Source organism: Microbacterium sp. AZCO, from assembly GCF_039614715.1.
Lineage (GTDB): Bacteria > Actinomycetota > Actinomycetes > Actinomycetales > Microbacteriaceae > Microbacterium.
Map to the genome: position 1 here is coordinate 3,580,098 of NZ_CP154857.1, position 26,691 is coordinate 3,606,788.

Consider the following 26,691-nt stretch of genomic DNA (forward strand, 5'->3'; position numbering starts at 1 on the left):
GTGTAGCATCACTTCAATCAGGCACAATCGCGAAACAAACAGATTGGAGTGAGCGCGAATGGACGAACTGCTCACGACAGCCGAAGCCGCCGAGTATCTGAGGCAGACACCCTCGGCGCTCAATCAGTGGCGTGTCGCTCGGCGCGGTCCCAGGTTCGTGCGCATCGGTAAGCGGGTTCTCTATCGCCAGTCCGACCTCACCGCGTTCGTCGACGCCTCTGTCGTCGTAGAGCGCGCAGTCGTCGCGGAGGCGTCGTGATGCTGACCATTGAGGAACTCAGAGCGTCCACGAGAGCCGTGGTGACTGTTAGGGATGCCGCCGCCTTGCTCGGAGTCGACCCGCGGACGCTGACGAATGCGCTCTCGATCCACGGTGGCCCAATTCGCGCTGTTCGAGTAGGCCGGCGCGTTGTCATCCCGAGGACTGGGCTTGTTGAGTACATCGAGCCGAGCGCGCCTGAGGTCGCTCCGGCGATCGAGCAGCCTGGATCGGACACCGCGAGCATTGTCCGCGCAAAGCTCATCGAGCTGCTGTGCGAATTGGAATCAGCGCAATGATCGCCGGTCGACTTCTCGCGCTGTCGCTGGCCGTCTTCGTTGCCGCAACCATTGTCGGCGGCGGCTTCAACGGCCTGTCCCTACTAGGCGTGCTCATTGTCATCGGCGCAATAGCGGAAGGCATCCAGTCTGAGGGCGAACGGGGCGCGTGATGGGGGCACGGCTCGTCAAGCATGCGATCGCATTCGCGGTCGACGTCCCATTGCGCGGCAACGAGTTCCGGCTCCTTGTGCACATGGCCGTGACAGCGCTCGACGAAGATGACCCCCCTCGCTACTTCGACTCCCGCGAATCATCCGCACTCGCGCTCGGTAGGCGCGTTCCCGACGTAGGCGCACCTGAGGCGAACGCCGAGCGCGCCGCGGCCTTCCAAGCGGTCAAGGTCGCGGTCGCGGGCCTGGTCGCGGTCGGGGCGGTGCGGCGACTGAAGTCCGGCAAGTCGGGTCAGCGGGCCGAATTCGCTGTCGCACTCGACCTCGCCGCCGCCCAGCGATCCGCCGAGTATCGCAAGCGCCGAGGGGTACGGAATTCCTACCCCGGCACGGTACGGAATTCCTACCCCAGTCAGTACGGAATCTCTACCCCTGAGGGGTACGGGACTCCTACCCCCAAGGAACCACTGAGGAACCACAAGGACCAGACGACAGGACACAGGGCATCCAGTCCCAGCACCACCTCACTTGCCCCTGTGGATAAGTCGGACGTCAGCGAAGATCGCGAGGCGGCGGCATGAGCAGAAGCTTCACGAATGTCGTCGACCTCGATTCGCGGCGTCGCGCATCCCGGCATCCGAGCGCCTGCGACGACGCCGCGTGCGCGGAGGGCTGCATCAACGACGAGACGTACTGTCCGTACGCCAAGAAGATCGCGGGTGTGGACGTGCGGCAGATCGGGATCCACCACCTTGAGGCGCTCATCCTCGCGTCGGCCAAAGAGATACAGCAGCGGCGAGAGGGGCGGCAGTCGTGATCCCGATAGTCATCCACGTCGATCGCGCCACACTCGCGCAGCTCGAACGCATCGCTGAGCGACGAGGCTCGACGCCGCGCGACGTGATCGTCAGTCACCTTCGCGCCAGCCTCGATCCGACCCGACCCATCCGAGTGAACACAACGCGCTCGACGACGACGCATGACGTCGACGAGTGGGAGCGCCTCGCTCGCGCAGGCGTGACCAACAACGCCATCGCCGACCGGTTCGGCGTGAGCAAGTCGCTCGTGTCCCGGTACCTGCTCGAACGGGGAGTGCGCCGCAAGCGACGGACCGTCACAACCCCAAGCTCTTCGGCGGATCCACACAATCAAGGAGGGTTTTCTTTATAGGAAGCACACACACCTCTCGCCTCCGGCTGTGAAGTATCCCCCCGAAAACCGACACACCAAGCGCTCGTAATCCCTGAGCCGAATCCCCGAAAGGAACCGCAATGCCGATCCTCACCAAACGCGCAGCAACCGCGCCCGCGCCCGCGCCTGACCGCCCGGACTACCCCGAACTCATCCGCCCCGGTGGCATCCCCGACGACCTGTGGAGCGAGGGGCTCGCGGCCGGCGCCGCAGCCGACCCCTTCGCAGAACCCGACAGCATGCATGGCATCGCCCTTACCGTCGCCGCCGCATACCTCGATGCCACGGAAGGGCCATTGCCGGATCGCCCTCCCATGGGCCCGACCGATCGCGACATCGAAGAGTGGTACGGGCGCGATCAGCTGGGCCTCCCCGTCGGTAGCCCGAAGGAGGGGAACCCGCGCAACTCCCTCTTCGCCGATCACTACGTGCGCGTCGAGGAACGACGTGCACGTCTCAAGGAGCTCGCCGCCGACATCATGCGGGAGCCAGCGCGGCGCATCGCGGTCTATCAGCACCACGTCGCGATCGGTGTCGCCGCGCAGATGATGGCCAACCGGAAGCAGGATGAAGCGAACGCCGCCGCGTACGCCGCCGTCTACGAGTGCCCGTGGTGCGGTCGGAGCGACTATGCACAGATCGGCGCAGTCCAGCCGCGCACGCTGCTTCCCAGCCACCAAACGAACCAGTATCCGCCCGCGCCGCACATTCGCACGTGCGAAGCCTGCTGGGTGATCGCGCACCAGCAGTACGTCGCGCAGCTCGCCGCCGAGAGGATCACCGATGACGGCCGGACGCGCACGCAGCTCGTCGCGGAGCGCCTCGCCGAACTTCGCGCCACCGGCCTGACCGAGGCCGGCAAGTGACCACCGGGGCGCCACAGGAGGCCGAGGCCATGGTGTGTGCCTGCGGTGCCCCGGTCTTCATCCGCAAGACCGGCGAATGCCGGCGCTGCTACCGCTCGCGTTGGGAACAGGAGCGGACGGCGGAACGGCTCGCAGGCGCATGTGCGACGTGCGGCGGGTCGCCTGTGATTGTTGCCTCGTCGCGGCTCTGCGCGTCATGTGCCGCGACGATGCGGTCGGAAGCAGGGAAGAAGGGTAGTCGCGCAGCACTCCGCAGCCGTCCATTCCGCCTCAGCGCGCCCAACACGTTCCAGTCCGCCCATGCTGTCGTGCGGCGAACGCGCGGGCGCGCCGACGCCTGGACGTGCCTCGGATGCAAGGCCCGACAAGCCGACCACTGGGCGTACAGGCCAGGCGGACCACGGGAGCGAACAACGGTCGACGTGCACGGCATTCAGCGAACGTGGTCACCAGACCCCGCCGACTACGACGCGCTCTGCCGGGCCTGCCATCGCCTCCGTGACCACGGGGAGCCGCTCAGCGACGCGGACGCGCGAGAGCAGCGGAGGCGCTGGAGTGCCGCGCACTACAACCGCCAGACAGCGACCGAGGACGGCCGCGCCGCTTACCGGGCGCGGAAGCAAGCCGAGAAGTACCGCAGAGAACAGCGTCAAGCCAACCTTGACGCCCAACCGAAAGGAAACCCCACCATGTCCACAGCGTCCAACGCCACGAAAGCGGGTGCATGATGGCCGGCGGCTACCAGGTAGGCATCGCCTCCGAAACCAAGGCCTTCAAGCAAGGCGTCGACTCCGGCATCATCAAGCCGCTCGAAGACGCGCAGAAGGAGCTCATCGAACTCGGCCGATCGAAGGGGCCGGATCAGCTTGAGCAGAGCATGCGCGACGCGCAGAAGCTGACACAGGACCTCGCCGAGGAGACGAAAAGAACCGCGCGCGCGATCGAAACCGAGTACCGGAAGGCGGGCGACTCTGCCAAGAACGGCTTCGATAGCGTCAAGGACGAAGCGCGGCAGTCAGGAGCGGAGGCCGCGGCAAGCTTCTCCGGCGAGTTCACAGACATCCAGGACGTAGCACAGGAGACCCTCGCGAACCTCGGCCCGGCCGGCATCGTCGGCGCGGTCGGAATCGGTGCCATAGCCGGTGTCGCGACGGCCGCCGTTGAGGCGTGGAACGAGAAGATCCAGGGCATCAAGGACTCGACAGCCGACATGTGGCAGCAGGCCGCAACCGAGGGACAGGCGTTCCTCGACACGTCAGCGATCCAGGCCGAAGCACACCGCATCCTCTGGGATGACGCCTACAAGGCGGAAATCGATGCGGCCGAGCAAGCCGGCGTCACACGTACCGACTTCGCGATCGCACTCGCCACGGGCGAGGGCGAGATCTACAACCAGGTGCACCAGCAGCTGATCGCCGCCGAGAAGGAGAAGCAACAGGAGGCCCTCCGTACACAGGGCGTCTTCCGCGACAACTACGACGCCCAGGTCTTCGCCGAGCAGCAGGAGGCCAATGGCGTCAACGCGAGCATCGACCTTCTCGAGGAGAAGGCGAAAGCGATCGATGAGAACAAGCGCAAAGCCGCTGACGCCGCGTCCGTCACCGCAACCCTGGGCGAGCAGGAGCGCGACCAGATCCAGCGCACTCGCGACGCCGACCAGCAACGCTGGGAAGCCTACGCCAAGGCCCGCGAGAAGGCAGCCGCACCGATCGTCGTCCCGATCATCCCCGACGACACTGCCGTTAGGAACTACGTGCCGCCTCGCAAGCAGGCGGTCATCGAGTACAAGGCCCAGCAGACAGCATGGCAGTAACCTCACTCCCCGTGTCCGCGCTCCTGGACGCGATCCCGCTCGAACCGCCCAGCAGCGGCCACCACCGGACCGTCTCAGTGCTGGCGGACTCCTACGGTCTTGCGGGTTCCATCTGGATCGTGACGGGCTGGACGACTGAGGGCGAGGCGAAGATCCAACGCGCGCCTGACTCTCGCCCTCTCGTCGCACCGGCCATCTGGCTTGCGGTAACCGCCATCGAGTATGCGGCCGCGGCGACCGGGCGCGACATCGCAGAGGTGATCTTCGATCTCAGGGGACTACTTGGTGATGCGGAGGGCGGGCAAGAGAGCTGATCGCGGACGAGAACTGTACGGCGACGCTGACCGAAACCCCGCGCGGACGTCGCCCTCGCCTGCTCAGCATGGGACACTGTGTGAACGAGAAGATGATCGAGCATGTGAACTAAGAAATGGTCGAAAAAATACTCCAATAGCGAAATAGCTTGATACTTTGGGGCATGTTTCGTAACGTCTACTCGTGGCTATCCCCGACCGGTTTCCGTTCTTAAGCTTCTCGTTTGACCCCAGCACCCTCTCCCCGGATATCTGGATGCTTCTGGGCGAAGCAATGAGCAAGTGCCAGCATCTAGCAGGGGCACCGCTCAAACCGGAGGCGGCCAAGTCCCTCGCGTCCGTCTACCTCGCGCGCGGGGTAGCGGCTACGACGGCCATCGAAGGGAACACTCTTTCGGCGACCGAAGTGCAACAGATCGTAGACAAGGGGTCCGCCGACGTCCCCGAATCGCGCACCTACCTCGAACGAGAGGTACAGAACGTCTTGGGCGCCATCCGCGAGCTCGACGCCGCGCTTCAACTCGGAGAACGCCCGCAAATCGACGTTGCCCGTCTGTGCAGCCTCAATGCCAAAGTGCTCGACGGCATCCCCGACAAGCCGGAGGTCGTCCCCGGCCATATCCGTGAGCACGATGTCGTCGCTGGCACCTACAAGGCACCGCATTGGACGGAGGTCCCCGATCTCCTGGAACGATTTGTGCGGTGGCTTGAGGAGCTCCGAGACGGGCTTGATATGCGCACTCGCGAGGAAGATCGCTTCGTCAATGCCTTCCTGAGTGCTGTGCTCTCGCATCTATACATCGCTTGGATTCATCCCTTTGGCAACGGCAACGGCCGACTCGCACGACTTGTCGAGGTCCAGATCTTGTCGGAATCCGGGGTCGTCCCGCTTGTCGCGACTAATCTGCTCTCCGACCACTACAACAAGACGCGCGACGCGTACTACCTTGCCCTCAACGCCGCGCAGAAAGACATCGGCGCCTTCGTGCGCTACGCCGCACGAGGATTCGTAGATGAACTGCGTGAGCAGATCGCGGTGGTCCGTCGCGAGAACGTGTTGATCCACTGGGAGAGCTACGTCCACCAAATCTTCAAGGAGCAGCCGAGGACTCAGACGCGCGATCGTCAGCGAGAGGTGGCTCTGACGATGGTCACGGGCGCTGAGGTTTCTCCGGAGGCGCTCACCGATCTTTCGACGTCTCTAGCGCGTCAGTACGCGACTGCCGGTCCGAGGACACCCGCCCGCGACCTCAACGACCTGGTCAAGCTCGGACTGTTCGTCAAGGTCGGGCATCGCCGATTCCGCGCACGCCGCGAGATCATCGAAGCCTTTATTCCACCCACATTCCATTAGGACGACCGGCATCCAGGGCGTCCGCAATGTCGCGCAGCTCGCGTGCCAGCTGAGCGGGATCGGCTCTCTCGATCACGCATTGGCGATCCGTCGCTAGCGTGTAAGTCGTCGGGGCGCCGCCGATCCGCGCCAGGTAGAGCGCGAAGCCGTGCGGCAGCTCGACGCCCTCCGATGTGTGCTCCCAGTCCTCTGGGCCTTGACTATCGCCGCCGTGGCTGACCCAACGGCCCTCGCACCACGGCACGGGGCAATCGATCCGGCGAGCGAGCAGGGACCTCTCATCCTCGCTCATCATCGGCCGCTCACCGACTCGACAAGCGCGCGCATCTTCTCGTCGCTCACGCGCACGTACCGCTGAGTGGTAGCAGGCGAGGCGTGCCCGAGTAAGCGCTGGACCGTAAGCACGTCTCGATCGACGTTGTAGGCACGTGTGGCGAACCGGTGTCGGAGAGTGTGCATGGTCACCCCGGGTGGGAGCAGCTCGGCGATCTGCTTGCCCATGTAGCGCGCTGAGAGGTGGCCCTCTCGCGCCACGTGCGCCTGCTTCTCGACGATCCGGCCCGGGAAGAGATAGCCCACCGGTTGACTCCGCAAGGCGACGCTCAGCGACTCAGGAAGCGGAAGGACTCTGATCTTCGCGCCCTTCCCGTGCACCGTGAGCGTCCATTGACCCCGTGCGTCTTGACGGATGTCGCTTGAGTGCACGCGTGCAACCTCGGCTCGCCGCATGCCCAACTCCGCGGCGAGGCGCAGAGCGAGCGTCCAGCGTTCATCGGCGGCTGCGAGTGCGCCGGCGTATTCGTCGTCTGTCGCCGGGCGCGCAACCGGATCGGCACCCTTGATCTTGGGCAGACGTTGCGTCGGGTCGTCCTCCACCGTGATCCGCTCCGTGTCGACGGCCCAGCCGTAGAACGTGCGGAGCAGGCTCTTTCGGTTTCGCCGGGTCTCCCGCGCCCATCGCTTGCCGGCCATCCACTCGAATAGGTCATCGACGGTCAGTTCGAACGGTCCACGGCTCGCGTGATCCCGCGCAAAGGTGCGCAGCTGCTCGCCCCACGCGCGCACCGTCTCTGGCTGCATCCCCCGCGACCACAGATGCCGCTCGAACGCGATGATCGGTTCTTCCCACTGGGGCGGTACGGGGAGCTTCAGGGATTGATGGGTGACGGTCTCGGTCGGGTCGGCCGTGGCCCGGCCGGCTTCGAGTCCCCACCTGTAGAAGCTTCGAAGCGCCGATCGCATCGAGGTTTGGGTCGACGAGGCGAGTCCCTCAATGCTGAGCAACCACTCACCGACCTGACGCTCGGACACATGCCACGGTGAGACCCCCGCGAAGAGAGCGAATCGGCGAAGGTGCTTCACGCGCGTGCGCACGAGCCCCTCGCTCACGCGCCGTTCCTGGGATGCCCGGTAGGCATCAAGGGCGTCGATCCAGCGTGCCGCCGTCGTGGGATCAAGTGACCGCGCTCCATGCCACATGCCCTTGGTGCTGGGCGGGTTCGGATTCATTGTTCTTCCCTTCTCTATGCAACGAGCCATGCAACACCGACGTTGCATGGTGTCGAATCTGGATGTGCGTCGACAGATGCGCCAGTCGCGCGAGGGCTTGTCCTGACAGGGAAGAGCGACCCTGTGTGCACCTCAATGCACGCACAGGGGGAACAGTTCAACTCCCCCCTCGCGCACGAAATGACATCGGCCCCCGGTTACGGGGGCCGATGTCGTTTTCTGTTCGAGGGGCTGCTGCGAACCTCCCCGGGGCGGGCCCCTGCCGCCAGAGGCTCCGCGCGACGCGCCAGCGGCGCGTGGAGTGGGCGGTAGGGACAACTCCCCCCTCGCGCACGAAAGAGAAGGCTCCCCGGTCACGGGGGGGCCTTCTTCTCTTTCGCGCAGAGGTCAGATGCCGTCCAGGGTCGGCACGAGGGTGAAGAGGACGACTTCGACCTCTCGCCCCACTCCGGGAGCGAACGACGGCGTGCGCGACACCTCGGTGAAGCCGCAGCGCTCCAGCACCGCGATGAAGGCGGCGTTGTCCGCCGACGCGCGGGCGAAGAGAGGGCGGATCGGCTCGCGGGCGATGAGCAGTCGCAGCGCGGCCGTCGCGACGCCGCGGCCCCATGCGTGCCGCGCGATCCAGAAGGTCACCTCGCGGTCGCCGTCGACGGTGAAGAGGGCCGCCGTGCCGGCGAAGCCGCCGCGCTCCGTGACGACGAAGGTGTCGACGTCGCTCGATGCGCGCTCGCGCCCGATCCACGTGTCGAACGCGCCGCGGTCGTCGGGATCGGACGCCGTGAACGCGGCCTGAGCGATCGCCTCGGGGTCGCGCATCATCTCGTAGACGGCGTCGAGGTCGTCGTCGTCGAGGTCGCGCAGCTCGATGTGGCCCACGCGCCCCACGCTAGCGAAGGCGCGTGGACGCGGGGAAGCGTCAGGACAGGCCGTGCTGGGCACGCAGCGCGCGCTCGGCGCGCTCGCCGTCGCGCTCGACCATGGCCGCCCGGAACTCCTCGTAGCCTGCGCTGCGCTGGACGGGGCACTCGACGTACGGGTGCCAGCCGGCGAGATTGCGGCGGATGACGAGCTCGGCCTCGCGCATGACCCGCACGAAGGGCCGGTTCCGCGCCGCGAGCGTCAGGGTCTCGAAGAGCCGCGCGCTCCCGTCGATGATGCCCATGCGGTCGTCGGAACGGGATGCCTCGATGACGCGGTCGACCTGGCCGAGGACGTCGTCGAGCTCCTCGTCGCTGATCCGGTCCGCCGCGAGGCGGACGATGCTCCCCAGCAGCAGCACGACGAATTCGTGCGTCTCGCCGATGAGACCGGGATCCGGCATCGTGACGCGCGTGTAGCGGTTGGGCGCCACCTCGACGAGACCCGTTCGCTCGAGTCGCTGCAGCGCCTCGCGCACGGGGGTCCGGGAGACGCCGAGCCACCGCGCGAGCTCTTGGTCGCGAAGGTGCTCGCCGGGCTTGAGGCGTCCGTCGAGGATCGCCTCGCCGATCGCGGCGTACACCTCGTCTCCGAGCACGGTGCCGCGCGGGTCCACGGGCATGAGCGGAACGGTGGTCATGGGCGACACAAGTGTACGTCGGGTGAACGCGGCCGCACGTCGGTGACCTCGAACCTTCAAGGAGGACTGATATATCGGTAGAGTGTGCGCTGTCACGCTTCTGCGTGGCCTATCCGGGGGGATCCGTCGGCGCCCGGGCCTCGAAGCGTCATGCTCGGCCCGGGCGTTCGATGGTTTTCCGCCCGCTTTCCGCGGCAGAGGCGGCGACCATTTCGGCCGTGCAACATTTCCGTCACCTTCCGAAACGGGGCTATGTCGTGTCCCCGGCCGTCGATAGCGTGTACCTGTCGGCACGATCTGTGTCGTCGAAGAGCGTAGAACGGCATTTCATGAGCACGCAGGGCACCGTCAAGTGGTTCAACTCGGAGAAGGGCTTCGGCTTCATCGCGCCGGATGAGGGTGGCGCAGACGTGTTCGCGCACTACACCGCCATCCAGGCCGGCGGCTACCGCTCCCTCGAGGAGAACCAGCGCGTGGAGTTCGAGATCGCGCAGGGCCCCAAGGGACTGCAGGCCGAGAACATCCGCCCCCTCGCCTGACCCGCGAGCACAGCCGCCCGTCCGTCCTCGGCTCATGAGACCCCCTTCCGGGGGTCGACCGTGATGGATGCGGCGGCTTTTGTGCTGCCCGGACGTCAGTCCTTTTCGCCGCGCACGAGTTCGAGTCCGGCGCTCGCGAATTGACGCAGCGTCGCATCGGGCAGGAAGGCGCGGGTCAGTCCCGCGGCGATCCGCGTGAGGTCGGTCTCGTCGCGGTAGAGGAGATACATCGTCTCGTACCGCGGGTGGAACTTCTCCTTGAATCGGTGCAGCGACCGGAAGCCGTAGACCGGCTCGAGCATTTCGGCGAGTTTGTCGGTGAGGTCGGCGATGGGGCCGGCATCCTCCGGATAGTCGTGCGTCAGCGGGGCACCGGAGAGCGACAGGATCTGCGCTCCCTCGTCGGAGAAGTGCCGGGCGGACGATCCGATGAGGTATTCCATGACAGGCCCGAAGCCGCCTTCGCGCCGACGCATGAGGTCGAGCGTCCAGCCGTGCACCTCGCCGCCGCCACCGTAGACGGGCAGCCACGACAGGAATCCGTCGACGTCGCCCTTCGGTGAGATCGCGAGGGCGAGCCGCACCTCGGGATCCGCCGCCTCGTCGAGCGTGCCGAGCGTGAAGCCCATCTCGGGGAGACCCTTGTCGCCCACCCACATCTCGGAGATCGCGCGCAGCTGCTGCTGGATGCCCCAGGGCTCGTCGGCGAGCCGCGTCAGGCGGAACGTCATCTCCTCCCGGCCTGCGCGGTTGAGCGACGACCGCACGGAGTTCCACTGCTTGCCCGTGAAGGCGAGGCCGGGGAGGTCGACGATCGTGTCGTCGGCGACGACGAGGCTGCGCCATCCCTCCGGCACCGCCGCTCGCGTCTGCTCGCCGGCGCTGAAAAAGCAGGGGATGAGGGCCGCCCGCTCCGCACCCTCGATGAACTCCCGGACGGACGCGGGACGGGATGCCGCGGGCCCCAGCGGGTCGGCGAGCACGATGGCCACGCCCGACCGCCGCTGATACGCGACGATGCCGTCGGAGGTGCGGAAGTAGTCGTTGCCGTCCCACGTCGTCATCCACGAGAGGGTTCCGCCCCCGTCGCTGCGCAGCAGCTCCTTGACCTCGTCGACGGTCGGCGCCGGCTGCGCCCCGAGCCGCGCTCTGCGCTTCGCGCGGAAGGCGCGGCGCACCCAGACGAGATAGACGAGGAAGAGGAGCCACAGGGTCGACGTCGCGATGGACACGCTGAAGTCTCCGAGCGTGGCCTGCACGCCGCCGGCACCGGAGAGGAGGAGCGCGACGAGCAGTGCGGCGATGACGACGTTGAAGATCGCCCAGCCGACCGTCCACCCCCACGCCCAGCGACGGCCGCGCCGCAGTCCGTCGGCGAAGAAGAGGGCGACCGCGGCGTCGATCGCGGCATCCACCCACGGTCCGTCGACCGCATCCGTGTGGCCGAAGACCCCGTTCGTGGGCGTGAGCACCGTGAGCACCTCGATGGCGCCGAGCGAGAGGGCGACCACGAAGGCGATGAGGCGCTGCTCGCGGATGGTCGTCCGTTGGATGCGCAGCGACCGGTCGACGAAGAGCACCAGCGCGACGGCGAGGGCGTGCTCGAGGTCTTCCACGCCTCCCCAGAACAGCAGCGCGACCGTCACGAAGCCGAGCAGGACGAGCCACGCCCGCACGCGCCAGGGCTGCGGGAGGAGCCCGAGCGCCGCCGCGATGCAGGCGAAGGTTCCGCCTGAGGGGCCCACGTCGAGGACGAGCGCCTGCGCCTGCGCCCAGGGCCAGGGCGTGAAGGAGAAGACGAGGAGGAAGAGCACCGCGAAGAGCTGTCCGACGCTGAAGTACGCGAGGGCGACGCGGCTGCCCCGGCGGAACTCGAGGAACCCCATGCCGATGAAGGTCGGGAGGGTCAGGAGGTAGACCCACGGCTGAGTGACGAAGAAGGTGCCCGTCACGGGCGTCCACCAGCGTCCTTCGGACAGGGCGGGCAGGCCGTACGCGACGACGTCGAACGTCGAGGAGTCCTCGAAGGGCTGCCAGAGTCCCTGCCAGACGACGCCGGCGACGAGCAGGAGCGCGATCAGGGTCAGCGTCGCGGGGACGCGCCCGAGCACTCGCATCATCAGCCTCCCGTCGCCTCGAAGTCTGCCAGCGCAGTGGCGTCTTCGGCATCCCTCATCGCGCGACGGGCGGAGTCGAGGGCGGCGACCGGGTCCTGCGCCTGCCGGGCGTCGGCCAGTTCGCGCTGTGCGGACAGCAGACGCAGGCGCGCCGAGGCGGCCGAGCGCGAGTGGGCGACGGATGCCTCGGCCTGCGCGATCGCGCCGCGCGCGGCCGCGAGCGTTCCCGGCAGCGCGGTGCGGGCGCCGCGGAGCCGCTGCTGCGCGGTGTGCGCATCGCCGAGGGCGAGGTCGAGTCGATCGCGCAGCCGCGCGATGCGGTCGACGGTGCGGGTGGGATGCGTCGCCGCGGCGGGCTCGAGCGCGTCGAGCTGCGCCGTCACGGCGCGCAGCTCCGAGCCGAGGCGAGCCGCGTCGTCGGGCTCGAGGTGCTCCCGCGTCACGAGCGCCTGACGGAGCGCGCCGCGGGCGGCCGCGAACTCGTCGGGCAGAGCCTGCGCCGCCTGGGTCACCAGGCGGTGGGTCTCCTCGAGCGTGCGGGCGTCGGCCTCGGCGAGCCGGAGCGACCGCTCGGCCGCCGCGAGGTCGGCCAGCGCGCTGCGGGAGGGGTCGTCGGCTTCATCGGCGGCGCGGGCGAGCAGCCGTTCGGCGGCATCGGCCTCGGAGAGCGCGGACTCCGCGGCGCGCGCGGCATCCCTCCACTCCTCTTCCGCGAAGCGCGACCGCAGCTCGTCGACGAGCTTGCGGGGATCGCCCATCGAGGCGCGGAGGCCCGTGAGCCGCGCCCGCTCGGCGTCGATCTGCTGCGCCGCCGAGACGTTCGCGGCGACCCACCCGGCATGCTCGTCGCGCGCCCGCACGATGATCGAGAGCGCCTCCGACGTCTTGCGCTCGATCCGCGTCGCGACGCGGCGGATCTCGGCGGGCGTGACGTCGGGCTCGCCTGCGGCGCGGTACTCGTCGAACGCGGCATCCCGCGCGTGCTGCGCCGTGAGTCGAGCGCGGCGGAGGGATGCCGGGGCCCCGCCGCCGTACAGCGCACCGGACAGCCCCACCTCCAGCTCGAGCTCGGCGACGGCGTCGTCGAGGCGCACGAGGGACGCGCCCGCGCGCTCGCGCTCGGCGAGGGCGGCCGCACGCGCCTTTGGCGAGCGGCGCGCGCGCCGCACCGCCCACGCCGTGATCGCGATCGCCAGTGCGGTGACGCCGAACACCACGAGCGCCGGGATGACCCACCCCAGGACGCTCGCGACGGCGTCAGGCATCGGCGTCCCCGACGAGCAGCAGCGCCCGCAGCTCCTCGACGGTGTCGACGGCGGCCTGCGCGCCGTCGGCCTCGTGCGGCCAGCTGAAGCCCCACCGCACGAAGATGACCGGCACACCGTGCTCCGCACCGCCTTCGACGTCGTGGTGACGGTCGCCGACGAGCACGGGACGGCTCGTGTCGACCCCCGCCGCCGCGAGCCGCCGCAGCGCCTCGGCGACGATGTCGGACTTCGCGCTCAGCGTGCGCTCGTCGAGCGTCGCGCCGACGATCGAGGTGATATAGGGCTCGAGGCCGAAGTGGTCCATGAGCGCCTGCACCTGGATCTCCGGCTTGGAGCTCGCCGTGGCCTGTGCGATGCCGTTCGCCGAGACCTCGGCGATGAGGTCGGCGATGCCCGGGAAGAGCTTGGCGCCCGTCGTGTACCCGTCGGCCTTGCCGAGTGTGCGGTAGAACGAGACAGCCTCGGAGGCTTCGGCCGGCGTCATGCCGACGTTGGCCTGGAACGACTCGTACATCGGCGGACCGATCCAGTGCACGAGCTCGGCGCGCGTCGGACGCGGCTTGCCGAAGTGCTCGAGGGCGATGGTGAGGCGGCGGAGGATTCCGTCGGAGGCATCGACCACCGTCCCGTCCACGTCCCACAGGACGCAGGTCCACGGCGATCGGGTAGGCATGGGATCAGCCTAGGGGCGGGCCGTGTCGCGCACCCGTCGCCCGGATGACGCGGGCGTGACGCGTCGGTCTCGTTCAGCCGTCGCGGCGCAGCCGCTCGGCGATCGCCGAGAGCCGCGACGGCTCGGCGCGGAGAGAGGGGGACCCTCCGGAGAGCTCGTCCAGCGCGTCGGCGACGGCGGTGCGCGTGCGCCGGTCGGATTCGCCCGCCGCCACCGCTGCGGCCTGAGCGCTCTCGGCCTTCGCCCGGCTCGCGAGCGAGATGCGCAGCGCCTGGTACGCGATGAGCGCCCCCGCGACGGCGGCTGCGGCCGCGACGCCCGCGAAGATCGTGTTGAGCACGTCGAGCACCGTCATGGCCTGGATCGTACCCGCGCCCGCCGACAGCGCCGGGGCGCGGCATCCACTCTTCTAGAAGAGGGTCGGGATGCCGTTGTCCACACCCTTCATCGCGTCGTAGTCGAGCACGACGGTGTCGATGCCGCGGTCGCCCGCGAGCGTCTTGGCCTGCGGTGCGAACGCCTGCGCGGCGAGCACTCCGCGGACGGGCTTGAGGTGCGGGTCGCGGTTGAGCAGCTCGAGGTAGCGCGTGAGCTGCTCGACGGCGTCGATGCCGGCGCGGCGCTTGACCTCGACGGCGACGTGCCGCGGCTGCGCCTCGTGCTCGAGCGTGAGCGTGGTGCGGAGCATGAGGTCGACGGGGCCGATGGCGGTCGGGAACTCGCGACGCACGAGCGCCAGGTCGTCGCCGATGACGTCGACCTGCTCGGCGAGGAGACGCTGCAGATCGGCCTCGACGCCGTCCTTGATGAGCCCGGGGTCGACGCCGAGGTCGTGGCTGGCGTCGTGGATGACCTCGTGGATGCGCACGAGCAGCGCGTCGCCCGTCTTGACGTGGGTCACGCGCCACACCTCGACGACGCCTTCGGCCGCGGTCTCGGCGTCGGGCTCCTCCACGGCGAGCGTGCAGGGCGGGCTCATCCAGTTGAGCGGCTTGTACGACCCGCCGTCCGAGTGGACGAGCAGGCTGCCGTCGCCCTTGTGCACGAGAAGCCGCGTCGCGAGCGGCAGGTGCGCGTTGAGGCGCCCCGTGTAATCGACGGAGCAGCGGGCGATGACCAGACGCACCCGAAGAGCCTAGCCGCGCGAGGTGGGATCAGTGCGCGGCGGAGTGGCCGGCGCCGACCTTCGACCCGGCGATCGGCTTGGCCGCCCCCGACGCGAGGCCCGAGAGGGCGATGAGGGCGACGAGGATCCAGAGGGTCGGCAGCAGGCCGATCTCGTGGCTGATCCAGCCGAGGATGGGCGGGCCGCACAGGAACGCGATGTACCCGATCGTCGCGGCGGCGCTGACCGAGGCGGCCGCCTTCGTCGGATCGTCGGCGGCGGCCGACATGCCGAGCGGGAAGCCGAGCGACGCACCCATGCCCCACAGCGCGACGCCGATGAGGGCGATCGGCCAGGTCGGCGCGAGGATGAAGACGACCAGGCCCGCGCCGGCGGTGATGGCGAGGATGCGGAGCGTCCAGACGCGTCCGAAGCGGTCGACGAGCGGTCCGCCGAGCGCCCGCACCGCCGTCATCGCGACGGAGAAGACGGTGAGGGCGATCGCCCCCTGCGCCTGCGTGCCGTCGTGCCCGTCGACGACCGCGAGCGGGAGCCAGTCGTTGGCGCCGCCCTCGGCGAACGCCATGCCGAGCATGATCGCCCCGATGGCGTACGTGCGCGGGTCGCGCCAGACGGCCGCGATCGCGGCGAAGCGTTCGCGGCGGGTGACCGACGGCACGTCGCCCGGGGTGTCCTCCGTCGCCTCGCGCCGGGGGACGAAGACGACGGCGACCGCTCCGCCCGCGACGACGATCGCCGCGACGATCCACAGGTGCGGCGCGACCCCGACGCCCCACGCCGTCATCGCGACGCCGACGCCGGCACCGGCCACCGTGCCGAGGCTGAAGAAGGCGTGGAAGAGCGGCATGATCGTCTTCCCGGTCGCCTGTTCGACCGCTGCGCCTTCGACGTTCATCATGACGTCGGTCGAGCCCATGCCGAGCCCCATGAGGGCCAGCCCCACGGCCGTCACGGCGAACGACGTCGTCGTCTGGGCGCCGAGGCCTACCGCCAGGATGCCGACCGCGAAGATCGAGAGGCTCACGAGGAGACCGCGCCGCGCGCCCCATCGGGCGAGGATGACGTTGGCGAGCGAGAGGCCGAGGATCGACGCGGCTCCCGATGCGAACAGCAGGAGCCCGACTTCGAAGTCGTTGATGCCGAGGTTGGCCTTGACCGCGGGAACCCGCGACGCCCACGTCGCGAAGCCGAGACCTGTCGCGAAGAAGATCGCGAAGATCGCGGTGCGCCAGGCGACGATCTGCCGGCGGGAGAGCGCGGTATCCATCCGACCATGGTACCGAATCGATTCGATGCCGGGGAACCGGGCAGAGTACGATCATCGGGATGAGCACGAGACGCGCCACGATCGCAGACGTCGCCCGCGAGGCCGGCGTCTCGCCGTCGACGGCCTCCGTCGTCTTCAGCGGCAAGACGCCCGTCTCCGAGGCGACGCACCGCCGCGTGCTCGACGCCGCGAAGTCGCTGGGCTACACCGGTCCCGATCCCCGCGCCGCCTCGCTGCGCCGCGGCCGGTCGGGAATCGTCGCCGTCGTCTTCGAGGAGCACCTCGGCCGCGCCTTCCAGGACCCCGTGAAGATCCTCATGATGGACGGGCTCACCGACAGCGTCGCCGGCATGGGGGCGGGCCTGCTGATGCTCCGCGACCAGGACCCGGAGTCCAACGCCCCGTCGCTGACGACGGCTCCCGTCGACGCCGCCGTGCTGGTCGGATGCAGCGGGATGCTGCGCGAGTCGCTCGACGTCGTACGGGCACGCGGCATCCCGGTCGTCGTCATCGAGGGTGATGCGGGCAGCGAGGTTCCGCGCATCGGCCTGGACAACCGCGAGGCGCAGCGCCAGATGGCGAGCCACGTGCGCGGACTCGGGCATGATCGCGTCGCCCTCGTGACGCTGCCCGTCCGCACGGGGTGGGAGCGCGGCTGGATCGACGACGAGTCCCGCGTCTCGGTCGACGTCACGCGCGACCGCCTGCTCGGTGCGCGCGACGTGTTCCCGGATGCGCCGGCCTTCGCCGCGGCGGGCAGCTTCATCGACGAGGGGCTCGCGGCCGGTCGCGTGCTGTTCGCCGACCCCGCCGAACGGCCGACGGCCGTGCTCGCGCAGAGCGATCTGCTCGCCGCCGGCGTCATCCGGGCAGCGGAGGAGGCGGGCCTCCGCGTGCCCGAGGACGTGAGCGTGACGGGGTTCGACGGGATCGTCGTCGACGGACTCGCGCCCTACGAGCTCACGACGATGTGGCAGCCGTCGACCGACAAGGGGCGCGCCGCGGGGGAGGCCATCGTCGCGATGCTGCAGGGCGGGGAGGCGGCATCCATCGCCTTCACCTGCACATTCCGTGAGGGGAATACCACCGCTCCGCCCGCCTGATCCGGGTGGATCCGGGGCTGTCCGCCGCGCCGCCGGTAGACTGTCAGGACACCCGGACGCCCGTGCCCTTGGCCGCGACCCCTGAGGAGGCCGCGTATGCTCCTGCTCCTCGGCGCGTTCGCGGTGGCGCCGCTCCTGCTGCCGTGGCTCGTCGCGAGGATCGGGGCGCGTGCCTTCCTGGTCGCCGCCGTCCTGCCCGCGATCGCCTTCGTCCAGGCCGCCCTGGAGACCCGGAACGTGCTCGACGGGGAGATCCCGTTCGAGACCTACGACTGGATCCCGGCGCTCGGCATCCAGCTGTCCATGCGGATGGACACCCTCGGCTGGCTCCTCGCGCTCATCGTGACCGGCGTCGGCGCGCTCGTCATGCTCTACTGCCGCTGGTACTTCCGAGACAAGGCGGACGCCAAGGGCGCCGAGGGTCTCGGTCAGTTCTCCGCCGTGCTCCTCGCCTTCGCGGGCGCGATGTACGGGCTGGTCCTGACCGACGACATCGTCGTGCTCGTGATGTTCTGGGAGGTCACGAGCGTCCTCTCGTACCTGCTCATCGGGTACTACCACCGCCGCGGCGCGAGCCGACGGGCGGCACTGCAGGCGCTGCTCGTCACGACGCTGGGCGGCCTCGTCATGCTCATCGGCGTCGTGCTGATCGTCGTCGAGGCCGGCACGTCGAGCCTGTCGACGATCCTCGCGGAAGCCCCCACAGGACCCGTCGTCGACGCGGCGCTCGTGCTGCTGCTCGTCGGAGCCCTGAGCAAGTCGGCGATCTTCCCGTTCCACTTCTGGCTGCCGGGCGCCATGGCCGCGCCGACCCCCGTGAGCGCCTACCTGCACGCCGCCGCGATGGTGAAGGCGGGCATCTACCTCATCGCCCGCCTCGCCCCGGTCTTCGCGATCGCGCCGCCCTGGCGGCCCCTCGTCGTGGCCCTCGGCGTCTTCACGATGCTGCTCGGCGGCTGGCAGGCGCTGCGCGAGACCGACCTGAAGCGCATCCTCGCCTTCGGCACGGTCAGTCAGCTCGGCCTGCTGACCGTCGTGCTCGGCTACGGGACGAGGGATGCCGCTCTCGCCGGTCTCGCGCTGCTGCTCGGTCACGCCCTGTTCAAGTCGAGCCTGTTCCTGGTCGTGGGCGTCATCGACCGGCAGCTCTCGACGCGCGACATCCGCGAGCTCAGCGGCCTGGCCCGGCAGGCGCCCGTCATGGCGACGTTCGCGACGATCGCCGTCGCGTCGATGATCGGCATCATCCCGACGATCGGGTTCGTCGCGAAGGAGGGTGCGCTCACTGCGCTCCTCGAGGAGGCGCTCGGCGGAGCGCCGTGGGGCATCGTCGCCTTCGTGGGCGTCGTGCTCGGCTCGGTGCTGACGGCGGCGTACGGCATCCGGTTCCTGTGGGGCGCGTTCTGGACCAAGAAGGACTCCACGGGTGAGTCCATGCCCGCGACGGAATGGCCCGATCCGCCGCTCGGCTTCCTCGCCGCCCCCGTCGTGCTGTCGGGGCTCACCGTCGTCGCGGGGGTGGCGGCGCCGCTGGTCGATCTCGTCTTCACGCCGTACGCCGACACCGCGCCGGAGTCGACGCCGGGTGTTCCGCCGCCCGCCTATCCGTACCACCTGGCCCTCTGGCACGGCCTCGATCCCGCGCTGTGGATCTCGCTCGGGACGATACTCGTGGGCGCCGTCGTGTTCGCCCTGACGCGGCACACGGCACCGGCGCGCGTCATCCGGTTCACGGCCGGCGACATCTACAACGCGAGCCTGCGCGGCATCGCCCGCCTCTCGGTCGTGACGACGAGTCTCACGCAGCGCGGCTCGCTGCCCGTTTACGTCGGCACGATCTTCATCGTCTTCGTCGCGGCGGAGGGCACGGTGCTGCTCGCGGGCAGCGACTGGCGCGTCGCGTACGACGCCTACCAGACGCCGGCTCAGCTGCTCGTCGCGCCCGTCATGATCGTCGCCGGCATCATCGCGACCCGGGCGCGCAAGCGCTACACGGGCGTCGTGCTCGTGTCCGTCACAGGCCTCGGGATGGTCGTGCTCTTCGCCACGAGTGGCGCTCCCGACCTCGCGCTCACGCAGATCCTCGTCGAGACGGTGACGCTCGTCGCCTTCGCGCTCGTTCTGCGGCGCATCCCGTCTCGCCTCGGCGAGCACAACGCCTCCGTCGCGCCGGTGGCCCGTGCCGTGATCGCCGTCGCCGTCGGCCTCACGATGGCCGTCGTCGCCCTCGTCGCGACCGGTGCGCGGGTCGCGACGCCCATCTCGGCCGAGTGGGCCGATCTCGCCTACACGCTCGGCCACGGCAAGAACGTCGTCAACGTCGCGCTCGTCGATCTGCGCGGGTGGGACACGATGGGCGAGCTCTCGGTGCTGATCGTCGCGGCGACCGGGGTGGCATCCCTCGTCTTCGTCACGCACCGAGCCGACACGCTCTCGTCGCTCACGGAGCCGCTTCCCCGCGTCTCATCGCGCACGCGCCGGCCGCTGGTCGAGACGGAGGACGGCGGCGTCACCCCCCAGACGGCCGACCTCAGCCATCGTCCTCGGGCCTGGCTCGTGGGCGGGCAGCGGGTGAAGCCAGAGAACCGCTCGATCATCCTCGAGGTGATCGTGCGGATCCTCTTCCACACGATCATCATCGTCTCCCTCTACGTGCTCCTCGCCGGGCACAACCTCCCCGGCGGCGGCTTCGCGGGCGGGCTCATCGCGGGCATGGCCCTCGTCATGCGGTACGTCGCGGGCGGGCGCTACGAGCTGGGTGCCGCGGCGCCGACCGATGCGGGTCGGCTGCTGGGCGTCGGCATGGCGATCGCCGTCTCGTGCGCCATCGTGCCGCTCGTCTTCAACGCGCCGCCGCTCAAGAGCGCCTACCTCGAGGCGCACCTCGACTGGATCGGCGACATCGAGTTCGTCACCCCGACCCTCTTCGACATCGGCGTCTACCTCGTGGTCATCGGGCTCGTGCTCGACGTGCTGCGCAGCCTCGGCGCGGAGGTCGACCGTCAGGCGATCGAGCTGCGCGAAGCGCGGACGGGGGCCGGCTCGCGATGAACGTGTCCCTCATCCTCATCGTCATCATGGGCGTGCTCTTCGCGTGCGGCGTCTACGCGATGCTCGAGCGCAGCCTCACGCGTGTGCTGATCGGCTTCCTCCTCCTCGGCAATGCGGCGAACCTCCTGCTCCTCGTCGTCATGGGGCAGCCCGGTCTCGCACCGTTCTACGGCGCCGAGGGTGAAACATCCGACCCCCTGCCTCAGGCCCTCACCCTGACGGCGATCGTCATCACGTTCGCGGTGTCGGCGTTCCTGCTCGCGCTCATCTACCGCTCCTGGCAGCTCGGGCAGGCCGACACCGTGACCGACGACGAAGCCGACATCGCCGTGCGCCGTCGCGGCGCTGCGACCGAGGAGACGATGGACGACGAGGCCGAGTTCGACACCGACGACGCGACGACGGACTTCGTGGGCGTGGACACCGCCCCGATCACGGTGCTCGGCAGCCGCGACGTGCCGGGCCTCGTCGACGACGCGCCGGCCGATCGGCCCATTCGCCGTCCCCGCGACGGGGGTGACGACTCGTGAGCGCCCTCGTCCCCCTGCTCGTGACGCTGCCGCTGCTCGGCGCGGCGATCGCGCTGATCGCGGGCCGGCATCGCAGGACGCAGGTCGTCGTGTCGATCGTGACGCTGACCCTCGTGCTCATCATCGCGGCGGTGCTGCTGTGGGCGGTGGATGCCGGCGGGCAGCCGATCGCGGTCTCGATCGGCGGCTGGCCCATCCCGTTCGGCATCGTGCTGTACGTCGACCGGCTCGCCGCGCTCCTCGTCGTCGTCTCGAGCATCGTGCTGCTCGCCGTCCTCCTCTTCTCGGTCGGGCAGGGCGCCGCGGACGGCGACGACGACACGCCGGTCTCGATCTTCCACCCCTCGTACCTGATCCTCGCGGCGGGCATCTTCAACGCCTTCATCGCGGGCGACCTCTTCAACCTCTACGTGGGCTTCGAGATCCTGCTCGTGGCGTCGTACGTGCTCATCACGCTCGGCTCGACCGAGTCGCGCATCCGCACGGGCGTCGTCTACATCGTCGTGTCGCTCGTGTCGTCGATCCTCTTCCTCGCCGCGATCGCGATGATCTACGGCGCCCTCGGCACCGTCAACATGGTGCAGATCTCCGAGCGCATGACGGAGCTGCCGCAGGACACGCAGCTCGTCCTGCACCTCATGCTGCTGCTCGCCTTCAGCATCAAGGCCGCCGTCTTCCCGCTCTCCTTCTGGCTGCCCGACTCGTATCCGACGGCACCCGCCCCCGTCACCGCCGTATTCGCCGGCCTGCTGACGAAGGTCGGCGTGTACGCCCTCATCCGCACCGAGACGCAGCTGTTCTCCGACAGCAACGTCAACACGCTGCTCATGATCGTGGCGCTCGCGACGATGATCGTCGGCGTACTCGGCGCCGTGGCGCAGGCGGAGCTCAAGCGCATCCTGTCGTTCACGCTCGTGAGCCACATCGGGTACATGGTCTTCGGACTCGCGATCGCGACGCCCGCGGCGATCGGCGCGACGATCTACTACATGGTCCACCACATCGTGGTGCAGACGACGCTGTTCCTCGCGGTGGGACTCGTGGAGCGCCGGGCCGGCAGCACGTCGATCCTGCGCGTGAAGGGGCTCATGCGGGCGGCGCCGGTCATCGCGGTGCTGTACTTCATCCCCGCCGTCAACCTCGGCGGCCTGCCGCCCTTCTCCGGCTTCATCGGCAAGTACGCCCTCTTCGACGCGGCGGCGGAGGTCGGCACGCCGATCATGATGGTGCTCATCGTCGGCGGCATCGTGACGAGCCTCCTCACGCTCTACGCCCTCATGCGGGCGTGGAACCTGTCGTTCTGGCGCGAGGAGGAGGACTCGGCCGAGACCGAGTCGCGCATCTCGTACCTCGGCGACGCCCCGGCCGCCGCCGTGCAGACCGAGCGCCGCGCCATTCCGCGCATCATGACCGCGGCGACGACCGGCATGGTCGCGGTCACCGTGGCCCTCACCGTCTTCGCGGGCCCGCTCTACGACGTGTGCGAGCGCATCGGCGCATCGCTCCTCGAGCCCGTGAGCCTCACGCAGCTGCAAGAGGAGGCGGGCCAATGAGCCCGGATTCCGGCAAGCGGCCCGTCTTCACGCAGCTGTGGCGTCAGCTGCCGTTCTTCGTGTGGCTCGTCGCCCTGTGGATGCTGCTGTGGGGCCAGTTCACGATCGTCGCGTTCGTGACGGGCGTCGTCGCGGCGGTGGTCGTGACGCGCATCTTCCGGCTTCCGCCGGTCGAGCTCTCGGGCCGGGTCAACCTGTGGTGGGGCCTCGTCTTCGTGCTCGAGTTCCTCGTGGCGCTCGTGCGCGGCTCGCTCACAGTGGCGTGGCAGGTCGTCGATCCCCGGCGGCTTCCCGGCACGGCGATCATCGCGGTGCCGCTGCGGATCGACGACGACCTCATCATGACGCATACGGCGGTCACGGCATCCCTCATCCCCGGCTCCCTCATCGTGGACGCCGACCGCGACCGCCGCATCCTGTACCTGCACGTCATCGGGGTGCGCAACGCCGCCGATGTCGAGAAGCAGCGCGCGAGCGTGCTGCACTGGGAGGAGCGCATCGTCCGCGCCGTCGGGTCTCGTGCACAGGTCAAGAGGATCGTGGATGCCGTGGCCGGGGGTGTCTCGTGAACATCCTCCTCATCGCCATCTGCGTCGTGTTCGCGGCATCGGCGCTCGTCGCGCTCTATCGCATCGTGGTGGGACCGTCGATCCTCGACCGCGCCGTCGCCTCCGACGTGCTGCTGACCCTCGTCATGTGCGCCCTCGGCGCCGAGATGGCCATCAATCACCACACGCGGACGCTGCCCGTGCTTCTCATCATCGCCGCGATCGGCGTCTTCGGGTCGATCTCGATCGCCCGCTGGGTGGCCCGAAGGGACGGTGACGGCAATGGGTGATCTCGATGCGCTCGCCGGCTCGCTGCTCGATCCCCGCGGCATCCTGGACTGGATCTCCCTCGTGCTGATCCTGATCGGGGCGCTGCTGTGCCTCACCGCGGCGATCGGCCTCGTGCGCTTCCGCGACGTGCCGAGCCGCCTGCACGCCGCGACCAAGCCGCAGGTGCTCGGACTGATCCTCATCTGCCTCGCGATCGCGCTGTCGCTGCGGTCGTGGCCCGTCGTCGCCTTCCTCGTGCCCATCGTGCTCATCCAGCTCGCGACGGCGCCGCTCTCGGCGCACATGGTGGGGCGCCAGGCGTACCGCAACGGCACGATCGACCGCGCCTCGCTGCTCGTCGACGAGCTCGCCGAGTCGAGCGAGACCCCGCCCGCCGCCGGCGGCTGACGCGCGGCATCCCGAGCGCCCGCCGCCCTGCGCCTGCGGCCCGCCGGCGGCTGACGCGCGGCATTCCGAACGACCGCGGCACTTTCCTGCGACCGCTGCGCCGGCCTGCACCCGCGCTCGCAGGTAACAGCAGCGGTCGCGTGCGCGGGTCGGCTCAGGATGCCGGGACGAGCGTCAGCGTGTCGGTCGTCGCCGCCGTCACGGCCTCGGGCGAGAAGACCCAGGGGGTCTGCTCGATCCGCTGCCACGTCTCGGTCTGGTCCGTGTAGTTCGGGTGGAAGGCGTGGCCGCTCTCGCCGGTGAGGTGGTTCCAGCGCGAGTCGTCGAAGTCGGACAGGTCGACGATCATGCGCATCGACGGAACCGTGATCGTCTCGAAGCCCTCGCCGAGGGTCCAGCCGGTGGCATCCACCATCGAGCTGCCCCCGCTCACCGGGTAGGGGCCGCGGTTGAAGAGCCACTCGATCGGCGCGATGCCCGACTTTCCGAACGACCCGTTCGTGAGCGTCAGCGCGTGCAGGTCGCCCCAGTTCCAGCGGTCGGGGTCGTCGCCCTGCATCTTCACGAGCCTCTTATAGGCGCCCTCCGCCGTGCGCTCGAGCATGTCCTCCTGGTCCGAGACGTCGAGGCCCGGGTTCACCCACCACGGGGACGACGGGTCGTCGAGCAGCCGGTCGACCACGAGCGTCATGCGGCTCTGGTTGGACAGGGGCGCGGGATGCTCCCGCCCGCGCACGAAGATGTTGCGCACGAGCTCGTCCCACAGCACGTTCGCGTAGGCCGCCGCCGCCGACTCGGCGTCGTTGTCGGCATCCCACGTGCGAAGCAGTGCGAGCGCGGCATCCACGTCGTCGTCCCCCGTGCGCACGGAGTCGTACACGGCGGAGAGCCGCATGCCCATGCCGAAGCGGTCGTCGGCCTGGATGTCCCGCATGTCGTCGGCGGTGACGGGCCCCTTCGAGACAGCGCGCTGCAGCAGCTCGGTGATGCGTGCGGCGCGCCAGCCGTAGTCCCAGTCCCGCGTCAGGAAGTAGGGGTAGTCGGGCCCGACGATCGCGTTGTTGGCGGTGACGATGTAGCCCTCAGCCGGGTTGTACGCGACGGGCAGCTCGTCGAAGGGGATCCACCCCTTCCAGTCGTACGCGGAGTCCCAGCCGGGCTGGGGCATGGATCCGTCGCCTGCGCCGCGGATGGGCAGCCGACCCGGCGCCTGGTAGCCGATGTTGCCGGCGGTGTCGGCGTAGATGAGGTTCTGCGCGGGCACGTCGAACAGCGCGGCCGCCGCGCGGAAGCCGTCGAAGTCCTTCGCGGTGTCGAGCGCGAAGATGGCGGATGCCGTCGTGCCGGGCTGCAGGGCGGTCCACTGCAGTGCGACGGCGTACTCGCCAGAATCGGGCGCCCCGACGGGCGGTGACGTCGTGCCGTCGGTGCCCTGGTACGGGTCGGCGGCGATGGCGTCGAAGTCGGGCGTGAGCCCCGAGACGATCGGACCGTGCACCGTCGACCGGATCTCGAGGTCGACCGCCTTGCCGCCCGCGACCTCGATCTTCTCGTGACGGGTCTCGAGCGGCACGAGTGCGCCGTCGCGCCAGTACCGGTCGCCCTCGACCTTCTCGAGGTAGAGGTCGGTGACGTCGGTCGTGAGGTTGGTGAAGCCCCACGCGATGTCGGCGTTGTGGCCGATGATGACGCCCGGCATCCCGGAGAAGCCGAAGCCCGACACGTCGAAGGGGCACGACTCGGAGACCTTCTCACAGCGCAGTCCGATCTGGTGCCAGACGCTGGGCATCGCGGCACCGAGGTGCGGGTCGTTGGCGAGGAGCGGCATCCCGGACTCCGTCAGATCGCCGGAGACGACCCAGGAGTTCGAGCCGATCCCCTCGGCCGCCCCGCCCACGAGCGTCGACACGGCAGCGACGACCCCCTGCACCGTCGACCACTCGATGGACGCGGACTCGGCGGAGGCCGGCGCCGCTTCGGCCGGCCCCACGCCTGTCGTGAGCGCGGCCGGGGCCGCCATCGGCGTGATGGTCGGGACGATGACGGGATTGCGGTCGTACGGGTAGCCGGGGTACAGCTCCGTGAGCTGCTCGGCCGTGAAGTCGGGCGCCATGAGCGCACGCTCGGTCTCGTCGTCGATGTTCTCGCGGAGGTCCCAGGCCATCGCCTTGAGCCACGCGACCGAGTCTGCCGGCGTCCACGGCTCGATCTCGTAGCCCGGATTCTGCAGCCCGAGGACGGCGTACTCGAGCGACGCGTCGGCGCCGGAATGGTCGGCGAGGTAGGCGTTCACGCCGTCGGCGTACGCGTCGTAGTACCCGCGCGTCGTGTCGTCGAGCGCGTCCACCTCCTGCTCCGCGATGTCGTGCCAGCCGAGGGTGCGCAGGAACCTGTCCGTCGCGAGCTGCGACTTACCGAACAGCTCCGACAGCCGCCCCGCCGTGACGTGCCGGCGGAAGTCCATCTCCCAGAAACGGTCCTGAGCGTGCACATACCCCTGCGCGAAGAGGAGGTCGTGGCTGTCGGACGCCGTGATGACCGGGATGCCGAGTCGGTCGCGCTGGACCGTGACCTCGTCGTCGAGCCCGGCGAGGCGGAGCTCGCCGGACAGCTGCGGGAACGACCGCTGGATCGTCCAGACGCCGTATCCGGCCCCGAGCGCTCCCGTCAGAAGCACGAGCGCGACGAGGCCGAAGGCGATGATGCCGATCGTGCGCCCGACCGAGCGCGTGCGGGGGGCCTGGACCGGCACAGGGCCGGAGACGGGCTTCGACATCGAAGACACTTCCTCACGAACGACGTGGGACTCCGGCTCAGGTCGAGCGATCCCCAGTCCCACGCGTCGGGTCGCGTGGGCATCGTCTCGCATCGTAACCCGGGACGGCTCAGGATGCCTCGACGCGGAGGTGTTCGCGCTGCG

The 26,691-nt window shown here is 69.3% G+C and carries 26 protein-coding genes; 16 read left to right on the plus strand and 10 right to left on the minus strand.

What is annotated here, in order from left to right; genetic code table 11:
- Positions 1–58 precede the first annotated feature (58 nt).
- From AAIB33_RS16365 to AAIB33_RS16400, 8 genes are all read left to right on the plus strand, one after another.
- Positions 59–259 (plus strand): helix-turn-helix domain-containing protein, encoded by a 201-nt coding sequence (locus tag AAIB33_RS16365; protein ID WP_345801018.1) that lies wholly within the window; start codon positions 59–61, stop codon positions 257–259.
- A gap of 295 nt (positions 260–554) precedes the next feature.
- Entirely contained in the window at positions 555–710 is a 156-nt protein-coding gene (locus AAIB33_RS16370; protein WP_345801019.1) for a hypothetical protein, read from the plus strand.
- Positions 711–1,287: 577 nt separating this feature from the next.
- On the plus strand, positions 1,288–1,527 hold the full coding sequence (locus AAIB33_RS16375; RefSeq protein ID WP_345801020.1) for a hypothetical protein: 240 nt from the start codon (positions 1,288–1,290) through the stop codon (positions 1,525–1,527).
- A complete protein-coding gene (locus tag AAIB33_RS16380; protein ID WP_345801021.1) occupies positions 1,524–1,880 on the plus strand; it encodes a hypothetical protein in 357 nt (118 codons plus the stop codon). Before AAIB33_RS16375 ends, AAIB33_RS16380 begins: the two co-directional genes overlap by 4 nt.
- 101 nt (positions 1,881–1,981) lie before the next feature.
- The gene (locus AAIB33_RS16385; RefSeq protein WP_345801022.1) at positions 1,982–2,767 is read left to right on the plus strand and encodes a hypothetical protein; all 786 of its coding nucleotides are present in this window, start codon (positions 1,982–1,984) and stop codon (positions 2,765–2,767) included.
- A 727-nt stretch (positions 2,768–3,494) separates the two neighbouring features.
- Positions 3,495–4,580 (plus strand): hypothetical protein, encoded by a 1,086-nt coding sequence (locus tag AAIB33_RS16390; RefSeq protein WP_345801023.1) that lies wholly within the window; start codon positions 3,495–3,497, stop codon positions 4,578–4,580.
- Between the two features lie 11 nt (positions 4,581–4,591).
- Entirely contained in the window at positions 4,592–4,894 is a 303-nt protein-coding gene (locus AAIB33_RS16395; protein ID WP_345801024.1) for a hypothetical protein, read from the plus strand.
- 184 nt (positions 4,895–5,078) lie between these two features.
- Positions 5,079–6,248: a Fic family protein gene (locus AAIB33_RS16400; RefSeq protein WP_345801025.1), complete on the plus strand. Its 1,170-nt coding sequence runs from the start codon at positions 5,079–5,081 to the stop codon at positions 6,246–6,248.
- Between the two features lie 291 nt (positions 6,249–6,539).
- Here the strand turns inward: AAIB33_RS16400 and AAIB33_RS16405 are convergent, their stop codons facing one another.
- The 3 genes from AAIB33_RS16405 to AAIB33_RS16415 form a co-directional block, all read right to left on the minus strand.
- A complete protein-coding gene (locus tag AAIB33_RS16405) occupies positions 6,540–7,757 on the minus strand; it encodes a tyrosine-type recombinase/integrase (protein ID WP_345801026.1) in 1,218 nt (405 codons plus the stop codon).
- 387 nt (positions 7,758–8,144) lie between these two features.
- The gene (locus AAIB33_RS16410) at positions 8,145–8,636 is read right to left on the minus strand and encodes a GNAT family N-acetyltransferase (protein ID WP_345801027.1); all 492 of its coding nucleotides are present in this window, start codon (positions 8,634–8,636) and stop codon (positions 8,145–8,147) included.
- Between the two features lie 40 nt (positions 8,637–8,676).
- The gene (locus AAIB33_RS16415; RefSeq protein ID WP_345801028.1) at positions 8,677–9,318 is read right to left on the minus strand and encodes a GntR family transcriptional regulator; all 642 of its coding nucleotides are present in this window, start codon (positions 9,316–9,318) and stop codon (positions 8,677–8,679) included.
- Positions 9,319–9,647: 329 nt separating this feature from the next.
- Here AAIB33_RS16415 and AAIB33_RS16420 point away from each other — a divergent pair, with 329 nt between their 5' ends.
- The gene (locus tag AAIB33_RS16420; RefSeq protein ID WP_165126338.1) at positions 9,648–9,857 is read left to right on the plus strand and encodes a cold-shock protein; all 210 of its coding nucleotides are present in this window, start codon (positions 9,648–9,650) and stop codon (positions 9,855–9,857) included.
- Positions 9,858–9,952: 95 nt separating this feature from the next.
- Here the strand turns inward: AAIB33_RS16420 and AAIB33_RS16425 are convergent, their stop codons facing one another.
- The 6 genes from AAIB33_RS16425 to AAIB33_RS16450 all read right to left on the minus strand — a co-directional run bounded on the left by AAIB33_RS16425 (position 9,953) and on the right by AAIB33_RS16450 (position 16,308).
- Complete coding sequence (locus AAIB33_RS16425) at positions 9,953–11,977, minus strand: DUF2156 domain-containing protein (protein WP_345801029.1); 2,025 nt, start codon at positions 11,975–11,977, stop codon at positions 9,953–9,955.
- Positions 11,977–13,239 (minus strand): hypothetical protein, encoded by a 1,263-nt coding sequence (locus tag AAIB33_RS16430; protein ID WP_345801030.1) that lies wholly within the window; start codon positions 13,237–13,239, stop codon positions 11,977–11,979. Before AAIB33_RS16430 ends, AAIB33_RS16425 begins: the two co-directional genes overlap by 1 nt.
- Positions 13,232–13,915, minus strand: a complete 684-nt coding sequence (locus tag AAIB33_RS16435) for an HAD hydrolase-like protein (protein ID WP_345801031.1) — start codon at positions 13,913–13,915, stop codon at positions 13,232–13,234. Before AAIB33_RS16435 ends, AAIB33_RS16430 begins: the two co-directional genes overlap by 8 nt.
- A gap of 73 nt (positions 13,916–13,988) precedes the next feature.
- The gene (locus tag AAIB33_RS16440; RefSeq protein ID WP_345801032.1) at positions 13,989–14,270 is read right to left on the minus strand and encodes a hypothetical protein; all 282 of its coding nucleotides are present in this window, start codon (positions 14,268–14,270) and stop codon (positions 13,989–13,991) included.
- Positions 14,271–14,324: 54 nt separating this feature from the next.
- A complete protein-coding gene (gene nucS, locus AAIB33_RS16445; RefSeq protein WP_345801033.1) occupies positions 14,325–15,041 on the minus strand; it encodes an endonuclease NucS in 717 nt (238 codons plus the stop codon).
- A 28-nt stretch (positions 15,042–15,069) separates the two neighbouring features.
- Positions 15,070–16,308: an MFS transporter gene (locus AAIB33_RS16450; protein ID WP_345801034.1), complete on the minus strand. Its 1,239-nt coding sequence runs from the start codon at positions 16,306–16,308 to the stop codon at positions 15,070–15,072.
- Between the two features lie 59 nt (positions 16,309–16,367).
- Between AAIB33_RS16450 and AAIB33_RS16455 the strand changes: the two genes are divergently transcribed.
- From AAIB33_RS16455 to mnhG, 7 genes are all read left to right on the plus strand, one after another.
- On the plus strand, positions 16,368–17,411 hold the full coding sequence (locus AAIB33_RS16455; protein WP_345801035.1) for a LacI family DNA-binding transcriptional regulator: 1,044 nt from the start codon (positions 16,368–16,370) through the stop codon (positions 17,409–17,411).
- Between the two features lie 96 nt (positions 17,412–17,507).
- Entirely contained in the window at positions 17,508–20,462 is a 2,955-nt protein-coding gene (locus AAIB33_RS16460; protein ID WP_345801036.1) for a Na+/H+ antiporter subunit A, read from the plus strand.
- Positions 20,459–20,992: a Na(+)/H(+) antiporter subunit C gene (locus AAIB33_RS16465; protein ID WP_345801037.1), complete on the plus strand. Its 534-nt coding sequence runs from the start codon at positions 20,459–20,461 to the stop codon at positions 20,990–20,992. The genes AAIB33_RS16460 and AAIB33_RS16465 overlap by 4 nt, the downstream gene beginning before the upstream one ends.
- The gene (locus tag AAIB33_RS16470; protein WP_345801038.1) at positions 20,989–22,545 is read left to right on the plus strand and encodes a Na+/H+ antiporter subunit D; all 1,557 of its coding nucleotides are present in this window, start codon (positions 20,989–20,991) and stop codon (positions 22,543–22,545) included. The genes AAIB33_RS16465 and AAIB33_RS16470 overlap by 4 nt, the downstream gene beginning before the upstream one ends.
- Positions 22,542–23,114: a Na+/H+ antiporter subunit E gene (locus AAIB33_RS16475; protein WP_345801039.1), complete on the plus strand. Its 573-nt coding sequence runs from the start codon at positions 22,542–22,544 to the stop codon at positions 23,112–23,114. Before AAIB33_RS16470 ends, AAIB33_RS16475 begins: the two co-directional genes overlap by 4 nt.
- Positions 23,111–23,383, plus strand: coding sequence for a monovalent cation/H+ antiporter complex subunit F (locus AAIB33_RS16480; protein WP_345801040.1), 273 nt, complete (start codon positions 23,111–23,113; stop codon positions 23,381–23,383). Before AAIB33_RS16475 ends, AAIB33_RS16480 begins: the two co-directional genes overlap by 4 nt.
- Positions 23,376–23,771, plus strand: a complete 396-nt coding sequence (gene mnhG, locus AAIB33_RS16485; RefSeq protein ID WP_345801041.1) for a monovalent cation/H(+) antiporter subunit G — start codon at positions 23,376–23,378, stop codon at positions 23,769–23,771. The genes AAIB33_RS16480 and mnhG overlap by 8 nt, the downstream gene beginning before the upstream one ends.
- A gap of 154 nt (positions 23,772–23,925) precedes the next feature.
- On the opposite strand, the gene AAIB33_RS16490 is transcribed toward mnhG, so the two are convergent.
- Positions 23,926–26,547 (minus strand): penicillin acylase family protein, encoded by a 2,622-nt coding sequence (locus AAIB33_RS16490; RefSeq protein WP_345801042.1) that lies wholly within the window; start codon positions 26,545–26,547, stop codon positions 23,926–23,928.
- Between the last annotated feature and the right edge of the window lie 144 nt (positions 26,548–26,691).